This is a genomic window from Streptomyces sp. ADI95-16, from assembly GCF_003721495.1.
Classification (GTDB): Bacteria; Actinomycetota; Actinomycetes; order Streptomycetales; family Streptomycetaceae; genus Streptomyces; species Streptomyces goshikiensis.
This window is the reverse complement of record NZ_CP033581.1, coordinates 4,716,847-4,732,800: the sequence shown is the minus strand read 5'-3', so window position 1 is coordinate 4,732,800 and position 15,954 is coordinate 4,716,847. Positions and strand designations below refer to the sequence as shown.

The 15,954-nt window shown below is 71.7% G+C and carries 17 protein-coding genes; 13 read left to right on the top strand and 4 right to left on the bottom strand.

The genetic code is table 11. From position 1 onward, the window contains the following. Positions 1 to 246: 246 nt before the first annotated feature. From EES41_RS21030 to EES41_RS21020, 3 genes are all read left to right on the top strand, one after another. Positions 247 to 684 carry a hypothetical protein gene (locus EES41_RS21030; RefSeq protein ID WP_008738524.1) on the top strand — a complete coding sequence of 146 codons (438 nt, stop codon included), beginning with the start codon at positions 247 to 249 and terminating at the stop codon, positions 682 to 684. Positions 685 to 778: 94 nt separating this feature from the next. Then, entirely contained in the window at positions 779 to 1,516 is a 738-nt protein-coding gene (locus tag EES41_RS21025) for a Mut7-C RNAse domain-containing protein (protein ID WP_123079879.1), read from the top strand. Positions 1,517 to 1,557: 41 nt separating this feature from the next. Then, on the top strand, positions 1,558 to 3,105 hold the full coding sequence (locus EES41_RS21020; RefSeq protein ID WP_254211526.1) for an FAD-dependent monooxygenase: 1,548 nt from the start codon (positions 1,558 to 1,560) through the stop codon (positions 3,103 to 3,105). Here the strand turns inward: EES41_RS21020 and EES41_RS21015 are convergent. Beyond that, complete coding sequence (locus EES41_RS21015) at positions 3,093 to 3,644, bottom strand: hypothetical protein (protein WP_123079878.1); 552 nt, start codon at positions 3,642 to 3,644, stop codon at positions 3,093 to 3,095. The genes EES41_RS21020 and EES41_RS21015 overlap by 13 nt on opposite strands. A gap of 116 nt (positions 3,645 to 3,760) precedes the next feature. On the opposite strand from EES41_RS21015, the gene EES41_RS21010 reads away from it, so the two are divergent. The 3 genes from EES41_RS21010 to EES41_RS21000 are packed head-to-tail and all read left to right on the top strand — an operon-like array spanning position 3,761 to position 5,257. After that, entirely contained in the window at positions 3,761 to 4,096 is a 336-nt protein-coding gene (locus tag EES41_RS21010; RefSeq protein WP_123079877.1) for a YnfA family protein, read from the top strand. Between the two features lie 54 nt (positions 4,097 to 4,150). Further along, positions 4,151 to 4,915, top strand: coding sequence for an SDR family NAD(P)-dependent oxidoreductase (locus tag EES41_RS21005; RefSeq protein WP_123079876.1), 765 nt, complete (start codon positions 4,151 to 4,153; stop codon positions 4,913 to 4,915). A gap of 54 nt (positions 4,916 to 4,969) precedes the next feature. After that, on the top strand, positions 4,970 to 5,257 hold the full coding sequence (locus tag EES41_RS21000; protein WP_123079875.1) for a hypothetical protein: 288 nt from the start codon (positions 4,970 to 4,972) through the stop codon (positions 5,255 to 5,257). A gap of 57 nt (positions 5,258 to 5,314) precedes the next feature. On the opposite strand, the gene EES41_RS20995 is transcribed toward EES41_RS21000, so the two are convergent. Then, positions 5,315 to 6,508 carry an RtcB family protein gene (locus tag EES41_RS20995; RefSeq protein WP_123079874.1) on the bottom strand — a complete coding sequence of 398 codons (1,194 nt, stop codon included), beginning with the start codon at positions 6,506 to 6,508 and terminating at the stop codon, positions 5,315 to 5,317. A 192-nt stretch (positions 6,509 to 6,700) separates the two neighbouring features. Between EES41_RS20995 and EES41_RS20990 the strand changes: the two genes are divergently transcribed. The 3 genes from EES41_RS20990 to EES41_RS20980 all read left to right on the top strand — a co-directional run bounded on the left by EES41_RS20990 (position 6,701) and on the right by EES41_RS20980 (position 10,162). Continuing rightward, complete coding sequence (locus EES41_RS20990; protein ID WP_174261712.1) at positions 6,701 to 7,579, top strand: DUF3558 domain-containing protein; 879 nt, start codon at positions 6,701 to 6,703, stop codon at positions 7,577 to 7,579. 154 nt (positions 7,580 to 7,733) lie between these two features. Beyond that, the gene (locus EES41_RS20985; RefSeq protein ID WP_123079872.1) at positions 7,734 to 8,525 is read left to right on the top strand and encodes a DUF3558 family protein; all 792 of its coding nucleotides are present in this window, start codon (positions 7,734 to 7,736) and stop codon (positions 8,523 to 8,525) included. Between the two features lie 47 nt (positions 8,526 to 8,572). Next, positions 8,573 to 10,162, top strand: coding sequence for a DUF2637 domain-containing protein (locus tag EES41_RS20980; protein WP_123079871.1), 1,590 nt, complete (start codon positions 8,573 to 8,575; stop codon positions 10,160 to 10,162). 69 nt (positions 10,163 to 10,231) lie between these two features. Here the strand turns inward: EES41_RS20980 and lysS are convergent, their stop codons facing one another. Beyond that, positions 10,232 to 11,959 carry a lysine--tRNA ligase gene (gene lysS, locus EES41_RS20975; RefSeq protein ID WP_174261711.1) on the bottom strand — a complete coding sequence of 576 codons (1,728 nt, stop codon included), beginning with the start codon at positions 11,957 to 11,959 and terminating at the stop codon, positions 10,232 to 10,234. 168 nt (positions 11,960 to 12,127) lie between these two features. Between lysS and argS the strand changes: the two genes are divergently transcribed. From argS to EES41_RS20955, 4 genes are all read left to right on the top strand, one after another. After that, positions 12,128 to 13,930, top strand: coding sequence for an arginine--tRNA ligase (gene argS / locus EES41_RS20970; protein WP_123079870.1), 1,803 nt, complete (start codon positions 12,128 to 12,130; stop codon positions 13,928 to 13,930). A gap of 112 nt (positions 13,931 to 14,042) precedes the next feature. Further along, positions 14,043 to 14,474, top strand: coding sequence for a DUF3995 domain-containing protein (locus EES41_RS20965; protein WP_123082605.1), 432 nt, complete (start codon positions 14,043 to 14,045; stop codon positions 14,472 to 14,474). Further along, positions 14,471 to 14,983, top strand: a complete 513-nt coding sequence (locus tag EES41_RS20960) for an RNA polymerase sigma factor (protein WP_123079869.1) — start codon at positions 14,471 to 14,473, stop codon at positions 14,981 to 14,983. Before EES41_RS20965 ends, EES41_RS20960 begins: the two co-directional genes overlap by 4 nt. Continuing rightward, on the top strand, positions 14,980 to 15,441 hold the full coding sequence (locus EES41_RS20955; protein WP_254211525.1) for a hypothetical protein: 462 nt from the start codon (positions 14,980 to 14,982) through the stop codon (positions 15,439 to 15,441). The genes EES41_RS20960 and EES41_RS20955 overlap by 4 nt, the downstream gene beginning before the upstream one ends. Before the next feature lie 3 nt (positions 15,442 to 15,444). Here EES41_RS20955 and EES41_RS20950 read toward each other — a convergent pair whose 3' ends face one another. Further along, entirely contained in the window at positions 15,445 to 15,816 is a 372-nt protein-coding gene (locus EES41_RS20950; RefSeq protein WP_123082604.1) for an ATP-binding protein, read from the bottom strand. Between the last annotated feature and the right edge of the window lie 138 nt (positions 15,817 to 15,954).

The following is a 15,954-nucleotide window of genomic DNA, read 5'->3' as shown; positions in this document are numbered from 1 at the left end:
TGCCATGATGATCAGGCCGCGTGGCGGGGGCCGCGGGGCCGGGGCAGGCAATACCAGTCGGGTGGAGATATGCAACGCGGTGGTGGACCGGGCGAGGGTACCGACGGCCTCGACCCGCAGCGCGCCCGCGACGCGCGCCGCCGCGGCAAACACCGCAGGCGCGCCACGGACGCCGCGGACGCCGTACCGGGCCCCTTCCAGACGCCCGACGACCACGACGGCGACGGCGCACCCAGGGGCCGCGGCATGGGAGTGACCTACAAATACTTCGGCGCCCCCGACGGGGCGACGGCCGCCCGCGTGCCCGTCACGATGCGGCCCGAGGAACTCGGCGGCGACGAGCTCGGCATGGGCGGCATGTTCACCAAGATCAAACCGGAGACCGTCGCCGCGATGGTCCTGACCGGCATCGAGGGCATACCCCTGCACAAGGTGCCCCCGCTCGAACTCGTCGTCCTCCACCCCGACTACGCCGTCGTCAAGCTCCCGATGACCGTCGTCGACCCACTGCGCGGCATCGGCGAGGAATCCGTCGGCGCGGCCGCCTTCATCTGGTCCACGGTCCCCGACCGCGGCGGCCCCCGCGACGCGTTCAACGTCTACCAGCTGCTCCACGAATGGCAGGACTTCTCCCACCGCCTCCACGAAGCCGGCCACCAGCCCTACTGCCTCGTCTGGCCCTGACCCCGCCGCACCGCCCGCCGCACCACCGCCCCCCACCACGGGGACCCCGGTAAATCCGGCGCGGCGGGGCAGTGGGCGGTGGCATGCTGGGGCCGTGAACGGACCCGGCATCGAGCTCACCCTCGCCCCTGAACTGCGCCTCTTCGCACCGCCCAGCCGGCGCGCCGAACGCGTTCCCACCGGCATCGACGGCGCCTCCAGCATCGGACACGTCGTCGAATCCGCCGGCGTCCCGCTCACCGAAGTCGGCCGCCTCCTCGTCGACGGCGAGGAAGTACCCGTCTCCTACGTGCCCCAAGCCGGCCAGTCCGTAGAAGTCCTCGCGGTCAGCCGCCCCCAGCCGATCACCGGCGCCCCCCTTCGCTTCCTCCTCGACGTCCACCTCGGCACCCTCGCCCGCCGCCTGCGCCTCCTCGGCGTCGACGCCGCCTACGAGAACGAGGACATCGGCGACCCCGCCCTCGCCACCCGCTCCGCCGCCGAACACCGCGTACTGCTCTCCCGCGACCGCGGACTGCTGCGCCGCCGCGAGCTCTTCGCCGGCGCGTACGTCTACAGCGACAACCCCGACGAGCAACTGCGCGACATCCTCAGCCGATTCGCCCCCACCCTCGCCCCCTGGACCCGCTGCACGGCATGCAACGGCCCCCTCCGCGACGCCGACAAGGACAGCGTCGGCGAGCGCCTCGAACACGGCACGCAACGCTCGTACGACGTCTTCGCCCAGTGCGCCGACTGCGAGCGCGTCTACTGGCGCGGCGCCCACCACGCCCGCCTGGAGCGGATCGTGGCCGAAGCCGTCGCCGAATTCGGCGGCGTCGGCACCGCGTAGCACCCCCGCCCGGAGGCGCCCGGCTGGCAGACTGCCGGAGCATGACCGCCGCCGAAGCCCCCGCCGCCGGAACTCCGCGAGACCCCGAAACCGCCGACGTCGTCGTGATCGGCGCCGGCCCCACCGGACTCCTGCTCGCCGGGGACCTCGCCGCCGCCGGCCTCCACGTCATCCTCCTCGAACGCCGCGCCCGCACCGCCGCCAACCTCACCCGCGCCTTCGCCGTCCACGCCCGCACCCTCGAACTCCTCGACGCCCGCGGCCTCGCCGACGAACTCGTCTCCACCGGCCGACGGATCGACCGCGTACGCCCCTTCGGTGGCATCGCCCTCTCCCTCCAACGCCTGCGCTCCCGCTACCCGTTCGTACTGATCACCCCCCAATATGAGACAGAGAAACTCCTGGAGCGCCGCGCGCTGTCCACAGGGGCCGTCATCCGATATGACCGCGAGGTCATCGGCCTCCACCAAGACCTCCGCCAACGCAGCGAACCCGGCACCGGAACCGGCACCGTCGCCGTCGACTTCCGCGCCCCCGACGGCATCCACCGCATCCACGCCCGCCACGCCGTCGGAACCGACGGCGTCCGCTCCACCGTCCGCCAAGCCCTCGGCCTGCCCTTCCCCGGCCAGGCCGTCATCCGCTCCATGATCCTGGCCGACGTACGCCTGACCCACCCGCCCGAAGACCTCCTCGCCGTCAACGGCACCGCCGACGCCTTCGCCTTCCTCGTCCCCTTCGGCGACGGCTGGTACCGCGCCATCGCCTGGCACCGCGACTCCCACGCCGCCGAAGGCGACCCCGCCGACCTCGAAGAACTCCGCGCCATCGCCACCACCGCCCTCGGCACCGACCACGGCATGCACGACCCCCGCTGGATCTCCCGCCTCCGCAGCGACGAACGCCAAGTCCCCTCCTACCGCGTCGGCCGCGTCTTCCTCGCCGGCGACGCCGCCCACGTCCACTCCCCCGCCGGCGGCCTCGGCATGAACACCGGACTCCAGGACGCCGCCAACCTCTCCTGGAAACTGGCCGCCGCCCTCCACGGCCAGAGCCCCGACCCCGAAGCCCTCCTCGACAGCTACCACCGCGAACGCCACCCCGTCGGACGCCTCGTCCTGCGCACCAGCGGCGCCCTCGTCCGCGTCGTCATGGCCGCCGGCCCCCTACGCCGCGCCGCCCGCAACCTCGGCGCCTCCCTCCTCGGCCGGATCGGACCCGCCCAGGACCGCGCCCTCGCCACCGTCTCCGGCCTCGGCATCTCCTACCCGCCCCCACCCGGCACCCGCCGCCCCGCCGGCCGGCGCGCCCCCGACATCGCCCTCGCCGGCGGACAGCGGCTGTACGAGGCCCTGCGCGCCGGCGGCTTCGTCCTCATCACCCCGCCCGGCGCCGCCACCCCACCCGCAGCCCCCCTCACCCACGCCCACTGGCGCGACGGCACCCGCACCGCCTGCGCACTCGTCCGCCCCGACGGATACCTCGCCTGGAGCGCCCCCACGGCCACGGACGCCGAGCTCACCGCCGCCGTAGGAGCCTGGCTGCTACCGCGACGCCCGCCACCGGGCGGCCCCGCTCAGAACGCGTAGGAGTCACCCGTGTCCAGGGCCAGCACCACCAGCTCGTTGTTGGCCCGGTTCCGGTCGGACGCGCCGCCGTTCCACCAGGTGTCGACCCGCACCGACACCTCGTCCGGGCGCTCCCGCAGCTCCAGCGCCAGAGCGATGTGCCGGCCCCGGCCGTGCCGCGGCAGCGGACCCGTCCCGCACACCACCTCGCGCGTCCCCGTCCGCGCGCAGCCCTCCGCCAGCTCCTGCCGGTCCGCGAGGTCGGCCGACAGCCGCACCCGCACCGCGGCGTCGGGCAGCGCCGACGGCCCGTCGTTCGCCGGGATCAGCCACACCCGCAGCCGGCCCCCGGCCAGCCGCACCCGCCCGTGGTACGACACATCCGCCTCGGACCCCGCCCCCGCGCCCCCGGCAGCCCAGGCGCCCCGAGCACCCCGAGCGCCCGGGGCCTCACCGGCCGACGCCTGCGCACCGCAGGCCAGGCCCGCCACGCCGAGCACCAGCGAACCCGCCACCACCACACTCCGTACGGCACCACGGCGCACCGCCACCACCTCCACGCGCGGAGGCTAGCCAGCACACCCACCCACCGATCGGACCATCACACGAACGAGGGCGAGCCCCTCCCCCAATCGCCGCACCTTGGCGCCCCGACACCCCTCATAGGCTTCCAGCCATGCTCATCGCCCGCTCCGCCGCCCTGTTCGCCCTCGCCGCCCTCCTCGAAATCGGCGGCGCCTGGCTCGTCTGGCAAGGCGTCCGCGAACACAAGGGCTGGGCCTGGATCGGCGCCGGCGTCATCGCCCTCGGCCTCTACGGCTTCGTCGCCACCCTCCAGCCCCAAGGCGACTTCGCCCGCGTCCTGGCCGCCTACGGCGGAGTCTTCGTCGCCGGATCCCTCATCTGGGGCGCCGTCGCCGACGGCTACCGCCCCGACCGCTGGGACATCACCGGCGCCCTCGTCTGCCTGGCCGGCATGGCCCTGATCATGTACGCCCCGCGCGGCCACTGACCCCCGCCTATGCTGGCGAGTAATCGCCCGTACGCACGACCGAGGAGCCCGCACATGAGCACGGCCGCCACCCGAACCGCCGTAGTCACCGGCGCGAGCAGCGGAATCGGCGCGGCCACCGCCCGGCAGCTCGCCGAGGCCGGCTACCACGTCGTCCTCACCGCCCGCCGCAAGGAGCGCATCGAGGCCCTCGCCGCCGAACTGGCCGCCGCCGGCCACGCCGCCACCGCGTACGCCCTCGACGTCACCGACCGCGCCGCCGTCGACGCCTTCGCCGCCTCCCTGGACCGCTGCGACGTGCTCGTCAACAACGCCGGCGGCGCCATCGGCGCCGAACCCGTCGCCACCGGCGACCCCGCCGACTGGCGCACGATGTACGAGGTCAACGTCATCGGCACCCTCCACGTCACCCAGGCCCTCCTCCCCGCCCTCACCGCCTCCGGCGACGGCACGGTGGTCGTCCTCTCCTCCACCGCCGGCCACTCCACCTACGAGGGCGGCGCCGGCTACGTCGCCGCCAAGAACGGCGCCCGCGTCCTCGCCGAAACCCTCCGCCTGGAGATCGTCGGCCAGCCCGTCCGCGTCATCGAGATCGCCCCGGGCATGGTCAAGACCGAGGAATTCGCGAAGACCCGCTTCCGCGGCGACGCGGAGAAGGCGGAGAAGGTCTACGCGGGCGTCGCCGAACCCCTGTCCGCCGACGACGTGGCCGACACCATCGCCTGGGCCGTCACCCGCCCCAGCCACGTCAACATCGACCTCTTGGTGGTCCGCCCCCGCGCCCAGGCCTCGAACACGAAGGTCCACCGCGAGCTGTAGCCGTCGAGCTGCACCCGTAGCCTGCTCCCACCTATCTAGGGGAGGGGAGCCGACATGGCCCAGTGGGTGATCACCGCGGAGAACTGCGACTCCGAGATACACCGCTTTCAGACGGTGAAGAAGTTCGACGGCACCCGTGAGGAGGCGCAGGCGCAGTTGCGGGCCGTCGCCGAGTCCGGGCATGTGAACGGGGTGCCGTACTCGCCCAGGCGGCGCATGGTGTTCCGGTACGGCGGCGAGGACGCGTACTACGTCCGCGTCTACGGCAAACTCTCCCGCACGCGCGTCGTCTTCCGGCTGGCCGAGCTGGTCTTCGACACCGACTGGGCCGACAAGAACTGAAGCGTGACGCGGAAGGGCCCGGACCGATGAGATCGGTCCGGGCCCTTCCGCTGTCCGTCAGCCCTTGATGCAGATGACCTGCTTGAGCTTCGCCACGACCTCGACCAGGTCGGTCTGCTGGTCGATGACCTGCTCGATCGACTTGTACGCGCCCGGGATCTCGTCCACGACGCCCGTGTCCTTACGGCACTCCACGCCCTTGGTCTGCTCCGCGAGATCCCGCGCCGAGAACCGCTTCTTCGCCGCCGTACGGCTCATCTTCCGTCCCGCGCCGTGCGAGGCCGAGTTGAAGGACTTCGCGTTCCCGAGGCCCTTCACGATGTACGAGCCCGTCCCCATCGAGCCCGGGATGATCCCGTAGTCACCGCTGCCGGCGCGGATCGCGCCCTTCCGCGTGACCAGCAGGTCCATGCCGTCGTACCGCTCCTCCGCCACGTAGTTGTGGTGGCAGCTGATCTCCTCGCCGAAGGAGACCTTGGCCTTGCGGAACTCCTTGCGGATGACCTCCTTCGACAGGCTCATCATCGCGGCGCGGTTGTACTTGGCGTACTCCTGCGCCCAGAAGAGGTCGTTCCGGTAGGCCTGCATCTCCGGGGTCTTCGCGAGGAACACCGCGAGGTCGCGGTCGACCAGTCCCTGGTTGTGCGAGAGCCCCCGGGCGATGCCGATGTGGTGCTCGGCGAGTTCGTTGCCGATGTTCCGGGAACCGGAGTGGAGCATGATCCACACCGAATCGGACACATCAACACAAAGTTCCCAAAAGTGATTCCCCTGGCCAAGGCTCCCCAATTGCCGCATAGCCCTCTCGCGCCGGAACTTCACCTCGTCCGCCAGGTAGTCGAACCGCTCCCACAGCCCCCCGTACCCCTCCACCGGGAACCCGTACAGCCGCTCCGGGTCCACCGGGTCGCGGTGCATGCCCGCGCCCACCGGGATCGCGCGCTCGATCTTCGAGCGCAGCGCCGACAGGTCGCCCGGCAGGTCGTTCGCCGTCAGGGAGGTCTTCACCGCCGACATGCCGCAGCCGATGTCCACGCCCACCGCCGCCGGGCAGACCGCGTCCTTCATGGCGATCACCGAGCCGACCGTGGCGCCCTTGCCGTAGTGGACGTCCGGCATGACCGCCAGGCCCTTGATCCACGGGAGGGTCGCGACGTTGTGGAGCTGCTGCATCGCGCCGGCCTCGACCGACGCCGGATCCGTCCACATCCGGATCGGGATTTTCGCCCCGGGCACCTCTACATACGACATAACCGCCCCAATACCCCGTTAGTCAAAGAAAAGTCTCAATACGCAAAAGCCTCGCTCATGGCCCCAAAACAGACAGCGGACCGGCGCCGGCACCAGCGTGTGCGATAGACATTGTGTCCAGCCGCGCCTCAGCCGCGGCAACGCATTTTCCTGACCGGCGGCCGGCCGGCCGGTCGAAGGGAGCCAGAGGACGTGCAGCGCAAGGCAGCCAGAGCGGCCACAGCAGTACGACGGGTCCTGCCCGGCATAGCGATGCTCACCGCGCTCGCGACCGCCGGTCTCACCGGGTGTACGAGCAGCGGCGGCGACCGGACCGTGAGCGACGCGAAGGCCGGCGGAAGCCCCGCCCCCGCGCCCGCGGGGAAGTACCGCAGCCTGCCCTCCCCCTGCAAGGCTCCCGAGATCAAGCGCCTCAAGGCGATGCTGCCGACCCCGGACTCCCTCACCGAGGAACAGCGCGAGAAGCTCTACGCCGGCGCCGCGGACACCTCCTACGACGGCGACCGGCACGTCGGTTGCCGCTGGGCCGCCGGAACGCCCGCCGAAACCCGGCTGCTGTACGTCGGATTCGAGCGCGTGGTCTCCTACGACCGCGCCGCCGCCAGTGACGACGACCGGGCGCGGCAGGTGTACGTGCGTCAGCTGACGGACGCGAAGCTGCCCTTCCCCGGGCCCACCACCAGCCCGAGCCCCAGCGCCAGCCCCAGCGCCAGCCCCAGTGGCAGCGCCAGTCCCGGCCCCGGTACGAGTGCCGGTGCCGCCCCCTCGGCGGGTGCGAGTACGGGCCCCAGCCCGAGCGGGAGCCCGAGCGGCTCCCCCGCCCCCGTGCTCGGGTCCCGGGTCCTGGAGGACCTCGGTGACGAGGCCTTCCTCGACGACAAGCTGGGCGCGGCCGGTGCGACCGCCGCGCAGGCGCGCAGCGTGCGGATCGTGTTCCGTGCCTCCAACGTCATCGTCACGGTCGAGTACAGCGTGCAGCCGTCGGCGGCCGGGACGGTCCCGCCGAGTACGGAAACCCAGGACGCGGCGCGGGAGTTGGCGGAGGCGCTGTCCGAGCGGTTCGGAGGCTGACGGGGGCCCGGGCGGTGTCGGCGTGACGGCGGGCACAGCAGGCCGGCGCGGCGTCGGGCTACCGTTGTCGGGGTCCCGCGCCCTGGAAACGTCCTCCGTACGCCCGTACGAAGACCACGAAGACCCACGAAGACCCACAACGTCTGAAGGAACCATGCACCGATCAGCCTCGCGCTTCACCCGCGTTCTCGCCTGCGCAGCCGTCCCGGTGATCCTCACCGTCGCCGGTTGCTCCTCCGATTCGGGCAAGGACTCGGGTTCGGCTTCGGACAACGGCAAGAAGTCCGGTTCGTCCTCGTCGTCGTCCTCTTCCAAGCCCAAGCCGAAGGCGTCGGCCGAGCTGGAGAAGGTGGCGTACGCCACGCTGCCCGACCCCTGCAAGGCCATAGCGGAGAAGAGCATCGATTCGCTCGTCCCGCAGGCGAAGGACAAGAGCGGTGCGGCGACGAAGTCGAACGACTTGTCCAGCCGGGCCAGCTGTTCCTGGAACGGTCTCGACGTCGATGGTCTGAAGGGCTCGAAGTACCGCTGGCTCGCGGTGTCGCTGGTCCGTTACGAGTCGCACGCGTCGCTGGGCAGTGGCAACAAGCGTGCCGAGGAGCAGTACCAGAAGCAGGTCGAGTCGGCGAAGGCGACGCAGGACGCCACCGATGTGAAGGTGGAGCCGGCGGGCAGCATCGGTGACGAGGGCACGTCGGTGGTGTACGGGGTGAAGAAGGACGTCCAGTTCTTCAACACGACGATCGTGGCGCGTACCCAGAACGTCGTGGTCACGGTGGACTACAACGGTGCCTCTTACGAGGGCGCGGACGCTCCTGAGCAGGCGCAGCTGATGGAGAACGCCATCGCGGCCGCCAAGGAGACCGTCGCTTCGGTGGAGGCCGCCAACAAGGGCGAGGCCAAGCAGGAGTCCCCGAAGCCGGAGCAGTCGCCCTCCGGACAGTAGGCCGTACGCTGTGCCTGCCGTAGCTCATTAAGGGGAGGGGATCGCGGGTGGCCGCGATGCAGCTGACTCGTACGCACCGAATACTCATCGGTGTGGTGGTCGCCGGGGCCGTGGTCATCGCGGGGATCGGTTTCGCGGGATCGTACGCCGCGGTGCGCGCGTTGGCGTTGCAGAAGGGCTTCGGCAGCTTCTCGCTGGTGTTCCCGATCGGCATCGACATGGGCATCTGCGTGCTGTTGGCGCTGGACCTGCTGCTGACCTGGATCCGGATCCCGTTCCCGTTGCTGCGGCAGACGGCGTGGCTGCTGACGGCGGCGACGATCGCGTTCAACGGCGCGGCGGCGTGGCCGGACCCGCTGGGTGTGGGCATGCACGCGGTGATCCCGATCCTGTTCGTGGTCACGGTGGAGGCGGCGCGGCACGCGGTGGGGCGGATCGCGGACATCACCGCGGACCGGCACATGGAGGGCGTCCGCATCACGCGGTGGTTGCTCTCGCCGTTGCCGACGTTCAAGTTGTGGCGGCGGATGAAGCTGTGGGAGCTGCGCTCCTATGAGCAGGCGGTCGGTATGGAGCAGGACCGGCTGATCTACCAGGCGCGTCTCCAGGCGCGGTACGGGCGGGCGTGGCGCCGCAAGGCTCCGGTCGAGGCGTTGATGCCGTTGCGGCTGGCCCGGATCGGTGTGCCGCTGTCGCAGACGGCGCCGGAAGGCTTGGCGGCGGCGGGCATCGATCCCCTCCTGCTGCCTCCTGCCGCTGCCCTGGCCGGGCGTGACGAGGACGCGGACCAGCCCTCGGGCCTCCCTGGGGCCCAGCCCGGCGCCCAGCCGGGCCAGCCCGACGCCAACGGCCTCGTCCCGGGCCAGCCGGGCGCTCAGGGTCAGCTCCTGGCGCAGCTCGCGCTGCTGGCCAACGCCAAGGGCCAGCCCGATGCCCAAGGCCAAGCCCAGCTCGCGGCGCAGCTCGCGCTGCTGGCCGGTCAGGCCAACGGCCCGGCGCAGGAGCAGCTCCCCGGACAGGCGGCCGGCCAGGCCGACGGCCAGGGACAGTTCCCGAGCCGGCTTCTCGGCCGGCCCGACGGCCCGGCGCAGGAGCAGCTCCCCGGACAGGCGGCCGGCCAGGCCGACGGCCCGGCGCAGGAGGCCGGCCAGGTGCAGGGGCAGCTGGCCGAGCAGTTGGCCGCCCAGGCTGCCGGGCAGGCCGCGGCGGCGGCGTTCGCCGTGGATCCGACCGCGATGCCCGCGGCGCACAACAGCGCCTGGTTCGCCGGTCCGCTCGCGCCGCAGGCCTCGTACGAGGGTGGTTACAACCCGCAGTACGTCGAGGGTCTGGAGCCGACGCCGGTGATGCCCCCGGCCGGGCCGGGCGAGGACCTTGCGCAGCAGGAGGCCGAGGCGGCGGCGGACGCCGAGGCCGATGCCGGGTTCGACGACGTCAAGTTCGCGGAGGCGGCGTACGAGGTGTTCCGCGCGTACCTCGACGAGCACTCGGACTTCCCGACCCCGGAGCAGGTGGACATACACCTCGCGGACCGGCACGGGATCGAGCACCCGCGCAGCTCGTCGATGATCCGGAAGCTGATGCCGGGGCTGAAGATGCGCTACCAGCGCGAGCTGGAGAGCGAGCACATCGCCTGACCGGGTACGCAGCGCAAAGGGCCCGCACCCCCCTCGGGGTGCGGGCCCTTTCGCGTACCGGTCGACGGCTCAGGCGGCCAGCAGCTTGCGCACGCGGTCCGCGCCGACCGCGAGCAGCAGGGTGGGCAGTCGGGGTCCGGTCTCGCGGGTGACGAGGAGCCGGTACAGCAGGGCGAAGAACGTCCGCTGCGCGACCTTGAGCTCCGGCGTCGGCTTGGCGTCGGGCTCCAGGCCGGCCATCACCTTCGGGACGCCGTAGACGAGGGTGGTGAGTCCGTCGAGCGACCAGTGCGAGTCGAGCCCGTCGACGAGCAGCCGCAGCGATTCGCGGCCTTCGGCGTCGAGCGAGGACAGCAGTTCGGTGTCGGCGTCTTCGCGCACGAGGGTGCGCTGGTCGGCCGGGACCTGGGTGGTGATCCAGTTCTCGGCGCGGTCGAGCCTCGGCCGGACCTCGTCGAGCGAGGTCAGCGGGGTGGTCGGGTCCAGGTCGGACAGGATGCGCAGGGTCTGCTCGTCGTGTCCGGCGGTGATGTCGACGACGGACGCGAGGGTCCGGTACGGCATCGGGCGGGGGGTGCGGGGCAGCTCGCCGGCGGCGGTCCGCACGGCGCGGGCGTGCGCGGCGGCGTCGGCGGGGAGCACCGAGCCGTCGGTGACCTTGGACTCCAGCTTGTCCCACTCGTCGTAAAGCCGCTGGATCTCCTGGTCGAACGCGATCTTGAAGGACTGGTTCGGGCGGCGGCGGGCGTAGAGCCAGCGCAGCAGCTGCGGTTCCATGATCTTCAGCGCGTCGGCCGGGGTGGGGACGCCGCCCTTGGAGGAGGACATCTTGGCCATGCCGCTGATGCCGACGAACGCGTACATCGGGCCGATCGGCTGTTCGCCGCCGAAGATGTGCACGATCTGCCCGCCGACCTGGAAGGACGATCCGGGCGAGGAGTGGTCGACGCCGGAGGGCTCGAAGATGACGCCCTCGAAGGCCCAGCGCATCGGCCAGTCGACCTTCCAGACCAGCTTGCCGCGGTTGAACTCGCTGAGCTTGACCGTTTCGGTGAACTGGTCCTCGGCGCAGACGTAGGTCAGTTCGGTCGTCTCGTCGTCGTACGAGGTGACGGTGGTGAAGTCCTTGCCGCATTCGGCGCAGTAGGGCTTGTACGGGAAGTAACCGCTCTCGGAGCTGCTGCCGTCGTCCTCGGCGGCGGCGCCGGAGCCTTCGGCAGCTTCCAGCTCGGCCTCGTCGACCTGCTTCTGCTGCGGCTTCTTGCCGCCCGGCTTCTGCTTGGTGCGGTACTGGTCGAGCACGGCGTCGATGTCGCCGCGGTGCTTCATCGCGAAGAGCACCTGCTCGCGGTACACGCCGGTGGTGTACTGCTCGGTCTGGCTGATGGGGTCGTACTCGACGCCCAGCTCGGCGAGCGCCTCGACCATGGCGGCCTTGAAGTGCTCGGCCCAGTTCGGGTACGCGGATCCGGCCGGGGCGGGCACGGCGGTCAGCGGCTTGCCGATGTGCTGCGCCCACGACTCGTCGATGCCGGGCACGCCCGCGGGCACCTTGCGGTAGCGGTCGTAGTCGTCCCACGAGATGAGGTGCCGGACCTCGATGCCGCGGCGGCGGATCTCGTCGGCGACCAGGTGCGGGGTCATGACCTCGCGGAGGTTGCCCAGGTGGATGGGGCCGGAGGGGGAGAGTCCGGACGCGACGACGACAGGTTTGCCGGGTGCTCGGCGCTCCGCCTCGGCGATGACCTCGTCCGCGAAACGGGAGACCCAGTCGGTCTCGGTGCTGCTCTGAGCCACGACACGTCCTTCTATCTCGAATGCTGGCTTCAGCCATTCTCCCAGACGTCGCGGGGCGCTCCGCGGTTGTTTTATGCCGCGAATCGGATGGCGCCCGCGTGGGATACTCGGCACTTGTCGGAACAACCAATCGTGGTACCCATCCCTCCCTCACAGGAACGGCAGCTCATGGCATCGGTCCCTTCCCTCGCTTCTTCCGTCAATCAGCGCGTCGCGGACGCCCTCGTCTCCGCCCTGCCGGAGGCCGGTGCCGCCGACCCGCTGCTGCGACGAAGCGACCGGGCCGACTTCCAGGCCAACGGCATCCTGGCGCTGGCGAAGAAGGCGAAGGCCAATCCGCGTGAGCTCGCCACGGCCGTGGTCGGGGGGATCCCGACGGGCGGCGAGGGCGATGTGATCCGGGAGATCGAGGTCTCGGGCCCCGGCTTCCTCAACATCACGGTCTCGGACCGGGCGATCATCGAGACGCTGGCCGCGCGCGCCGGTGACGACCGGCTGGGCGTGCCGTTCTCCCCGAACGCGGGGACCACGGTGATCGACTACGCGCAGCCGAACGTCGCCAAGGAGATGCACGTCGGGCACCTGCGCTCGGCCGTGATCGGTGCCGCGATGGTCGAGATCCTGGAGTTCACGGGCGAGAAGGTGGTCCGTCGTCATCACATCGGCGACTGGGGCACCCAGTTCGGCATGCTCATCCAGTTCCTGATCGAGCACCCGCACGAGCTGGACCACAAGGCCGCCGGCGCAGAGGCGGACATCGAGGTCTCCGGTGAGGAGGCCATGTCCAACCTGAACCGTCTCTACAAGGCCTCGCGGGCGCTCTTCGACTCCGACGAGGAGTTCAAGACGCGGGCCCGGGCCCGGGTGGTGGACCTCCAGGCGGGGGACGCGGAGACCCTCGCCATGTGGCAGCGGTTCGTCGACGAGTCGAAGATCTACTTCTACTCCGTCTTCGACAAGCTGGACATGGACATCCAGGACGCGGACGTGGTCGGCGAGTCCGGCTACAACGACATGCTGACGGAGACCTGCAAGCTGCTGGAGGACTCGGGCGTCGCCGTCCGTTCCAACGGCGCGCTGTGCGTGTTCTTCGACGAGTACAAGGGTCCGGACGGCAACCCGACCCCGCTGATCGTCCAGAAGTCGGACGGCGGCTTCGGGTACGCGGCGACCGACCTGTCGGCGATCCGCGACCGCGTGGGCGGCCTGAAGGCCAGCACCCTCATCTACGTGGTGGACGCGCGCCAGTCGCTCCACTTCAAGATGGTCTTCGAGACGGCCCGCCGCGCCGGCTGGCTGAACGAGGACGTCCAGGCGGTGCAGCTGGCCTTCGGTACGGTCCTCGGCAAGGACGGCAAGCCGTTCAAGACCCGTGAGGGCGAGACGGTGCGGCTGGTGGACCTGCTGGACGAGGCCGTGGACCGGGCGACGGCCGTCGTGCGCGAGAAGGCGGAGAAGGTCGGCCTGTCGGAGGCGGAGATCGTCGAGAACGGCCGGTTCGTCGGCATCGGCGCCGTGAAGTACGCGGACCTCTCGACCTCGGCCGCCCGTGACTACAAGTTCGACCTGGACCAGATGGTCTCGCTGAACGGCGACACCTCCGTCTACCTCCAGTACGCGTACGCCCGCATCAAGTCGATCCTGCGCAAGGCGGCCGAGGCCGGTGACCGGACGCCGGTCGCGCACCCGGAGCTGGAGCTGGCGCCGGCCGAGCGCGCGCTGGGTCTGCACCTGGACCAGTTCGGCGAGCTGATCGCCGAGGCGGCCGCCGAGCACGCCCCGCACAAGCTGGCGGCGTACCTGTACCAGCTGTCCTCGCTGTTCACGACGTTCTACGACCAGTGCCCGGTCATCAAGCCGGAGCCGGAGCTGGTCGTCGGCGAGAACCGGCTGTTCCTGTGCGACCTGACGGCCCGGACGCTCACCAAGGGCATGTCCCTGCTGGGCATCCGGACGCCCGAGCGCCTCTGACGGCCCTCGCTCCGCCGGTGTGACGAGGCGCACAGGGAACGTTCTCCCTGTGCGCCTCCTCTTTGGGGTGTCGGCCGTCCACTCGGCCGTCACCACCGAGGGGGGAGCGCTCATGGACGAGACAGCACGGCGGCGCCGTACGGGGGTCGCGGTGGCGGCGGTCCTGGCCGCCGACGGGGTCGCGCACCTGTACTGGGCCACCGGCCTGACCTGGCCCGCCGCGAGCGAGCGGGCGCTGTCGCTGGCGGTGCTCGGCACTGAGGTGTCCTTCGCGCCGCGCGTGGTGCTGCCGCTGGCGGCGCTGACCCTGACGGCCGCCGGCGCGGTCCTGGCGCACGCCCACGGCCGCGGCGGGCGTCCCGCGCGGCTGGTCACGGGGGCCGTCGCGGGCGGGCTGGTGGTACGGGGCCTCGCGGGGCTGGGATGGGCGGCCGGGCTCCTCGACGGCCCGGCCGGCCCGTTCCGGGCCCTCAACCTCGCCCTGTACACGCCCGTCTGCCTCGGTCTGGGCTGGGCGGCGGCCCGGCTGGCGCGCGTCCGGTGAGCCCGGTCGCCGGGGAGGACCGCGGGATCGCCCTCGCCCGGGCGGCCCGCGCCGGGAACACCCTCGCGATGCACGACCTGCTCGACCACCTCACCCCGTACATCGCCCGGATCTGCGTCCCGATCGCGCTGGCCGACGGCCCGGACGCCACGCAGGAGGCGCTGGTCGCCGTGTTCCGGGCGCTACGGGGCCTGCGCGAGCCGGAGGCCCTGTACGGCTGGGTGCGGGCGATCGCGGTCCGGGAGGCGGTACGGGTCGCCCGGCGCGCGGCGCGGGCCGTGCCGGCCGAGCTGGCCGACGTACCGGAGCGCGGGGATCCGCAGCTGGCGGCCGACATCGGCGACGTGCTGGCCCGGCTCTCCCCGGGGCACCGGGCCGTCTTGGTCCTGCGGGACATCGAGGGCCTGGACGAGGAGGCCGCGGCGGCCGTCCTGGGCGTTCCGGCGGGCACCGCCAAATCCCGGCTGCACCGGGCCCGTTCGAGTTTCCGGAAGGCGTGGTTCTCATGACGGCGTACGCGAGTGACGCGGCCGCGATCGACACGGTGGCCCGGTTGCGGGTCATGGCGGCCGGGGTGCGCGGGGCGCGGGTGGTCGAGCGGGTCGTTCCGGCGCCGGTGGAGCGGGTGTGGGCGCTCATGTCCGACCTGGAGGGAGAGTTCGGGCGTTTCCAGCCGGACATGCGGCGGGTCCGCGTGGTGCGGGTGGCCGGTGACCGGGTGGAGGCGGTGGCCCGCAGCCGGTGGGGGCTGCGGGCTCGCTTGCGCGGGGTGCTGCGGCCCGGCTGGTGCTGGCTGCAGAGCCGGTTCCTGATCATCGGCATGGCGGCCGCGCCGGAGCCGGGCGGCGGCACCCGCGTGGCCCTGACGGGCGGCGTCCGCGTCCCGGGCCGCGCGGCGATCGTCCCGCTGGGCGCGGCGGCCGAGCTCGCGGAGGCGATGGCCCGCCTGGAGGCCCGTCTGGGCTGAGCCTCAGGCGTCGAACTCGGACCACACCACCTTGCCGGGGGTCCGCGCGCCGACCCCCCACCGGTCGGCGAGCGCCTCGACGAGGAACAGCCCTCGGCCGTGCTCGGCCGACGTGTTCCGGCCTGCGATCCGGGGCCGGCCGGGGCCGCTGTCGTGGACCTCGACCCGGACGACGCCCTCGAACCGGAGCAGCCGCAGCCGGTACCCACGGCCGGGCGGGACGCCGTGCAGCAGGGCGTTGGTGGCCAGTTCGCTCACGCAGAGCAACAGGTCGTCCCGGCGCGATGTCACACCCCACGCGTCAAGGGTCACATCGGCGAACTCCCTGGCAGAGCGCACCGTTTGAAGACTCCGCGGATAGAACCGGTCCCGCATCAGGGCGGGTTGAATGTTCAGATTCACCTGACGATCGTCGCCGTCCGTGACTAGCATCAGGGAGACGGTCGCCCCGTACTCACTCCCGAGTACGGGTCGATACGGCTATCCCTCGTGCCCAGGTGGGGAGTTCAGGTT

Coding starts and splice junctions, on each gene's coding strand:
- EES41_RS20955 (WP_254211525.1), top strand. CDS start 14,980: ATGACGGCGTACGCGAGTGACGCGGCCGCGATCGACACGGTGGCCCGG.
- EES41_RS20985 (WP_123079872.1), top strand. CDS start 7,734: ATGCACCGATCAGCCTCGCGCTTCACCCGCGTTCTCGCCTGCGCAGCC.
- EES41_RS21010 (WP_123079877.1), top strand. CDS start 3,761: ATGCTCATCGCCCGCTCCGCCGCCCTGTTCGCCCTCGCCGCCCTCCTC.
- argS (WP_123079870.1), top strand. CDS start 12,128: ATGGCATCGGTCCCTTCCCTCGCTTCTTCCGTCAATCAGCGCGTCGCG.
- EES41_RS21030 (WP_008738524.1), top strand. CDS start 247: ATGGGAGTGACCTACAAATACTTCGGCGCCCCCGACGGGGCGACGGCC.
- EES41_RS20995 (WP_123079874.1), bottom strand. CDS start 6,508: ATGTCGTATGTAGAGGTGCCCGGGGCGAAAATCCCGATCCGGATGTGG.
- EES41_RS20950 (WP_123082604.1), bottom strand. CDS start 15,816: ATGCGGGACCGGTTCTATCCGCGGAGTCTTCAAACGGTGCGCTCTGCC.
- EES41_RS20965 (WP_123082605.1), top strand. CDS start 14,043: ATGGACGAGACAGCACGGCGGCGCCGTACGGGGGTCGCGGTGGCGGCG.
- EES41_RS21005 (WP_123079876.1), top strand. CDS start 4,151: ATGAGCACGGCCGCCACCCGAACCGCCGTAGTCACCGGCGCGAGCAGC.
- EES41_RS21020 (WP_254211526.1), top strand. CDS start 1,558: ATGACCGCCGCCGAAGCCCCCGCCGCCGGAACTCCGCGAGACCCCGAA.
- EES41_RS21000 (WP_123079875.1), top strand. CDS start 4,970: ATGGCCCAGTGGGTGATCACCGCGGAGAACTGCGACTCCGAGATACAC.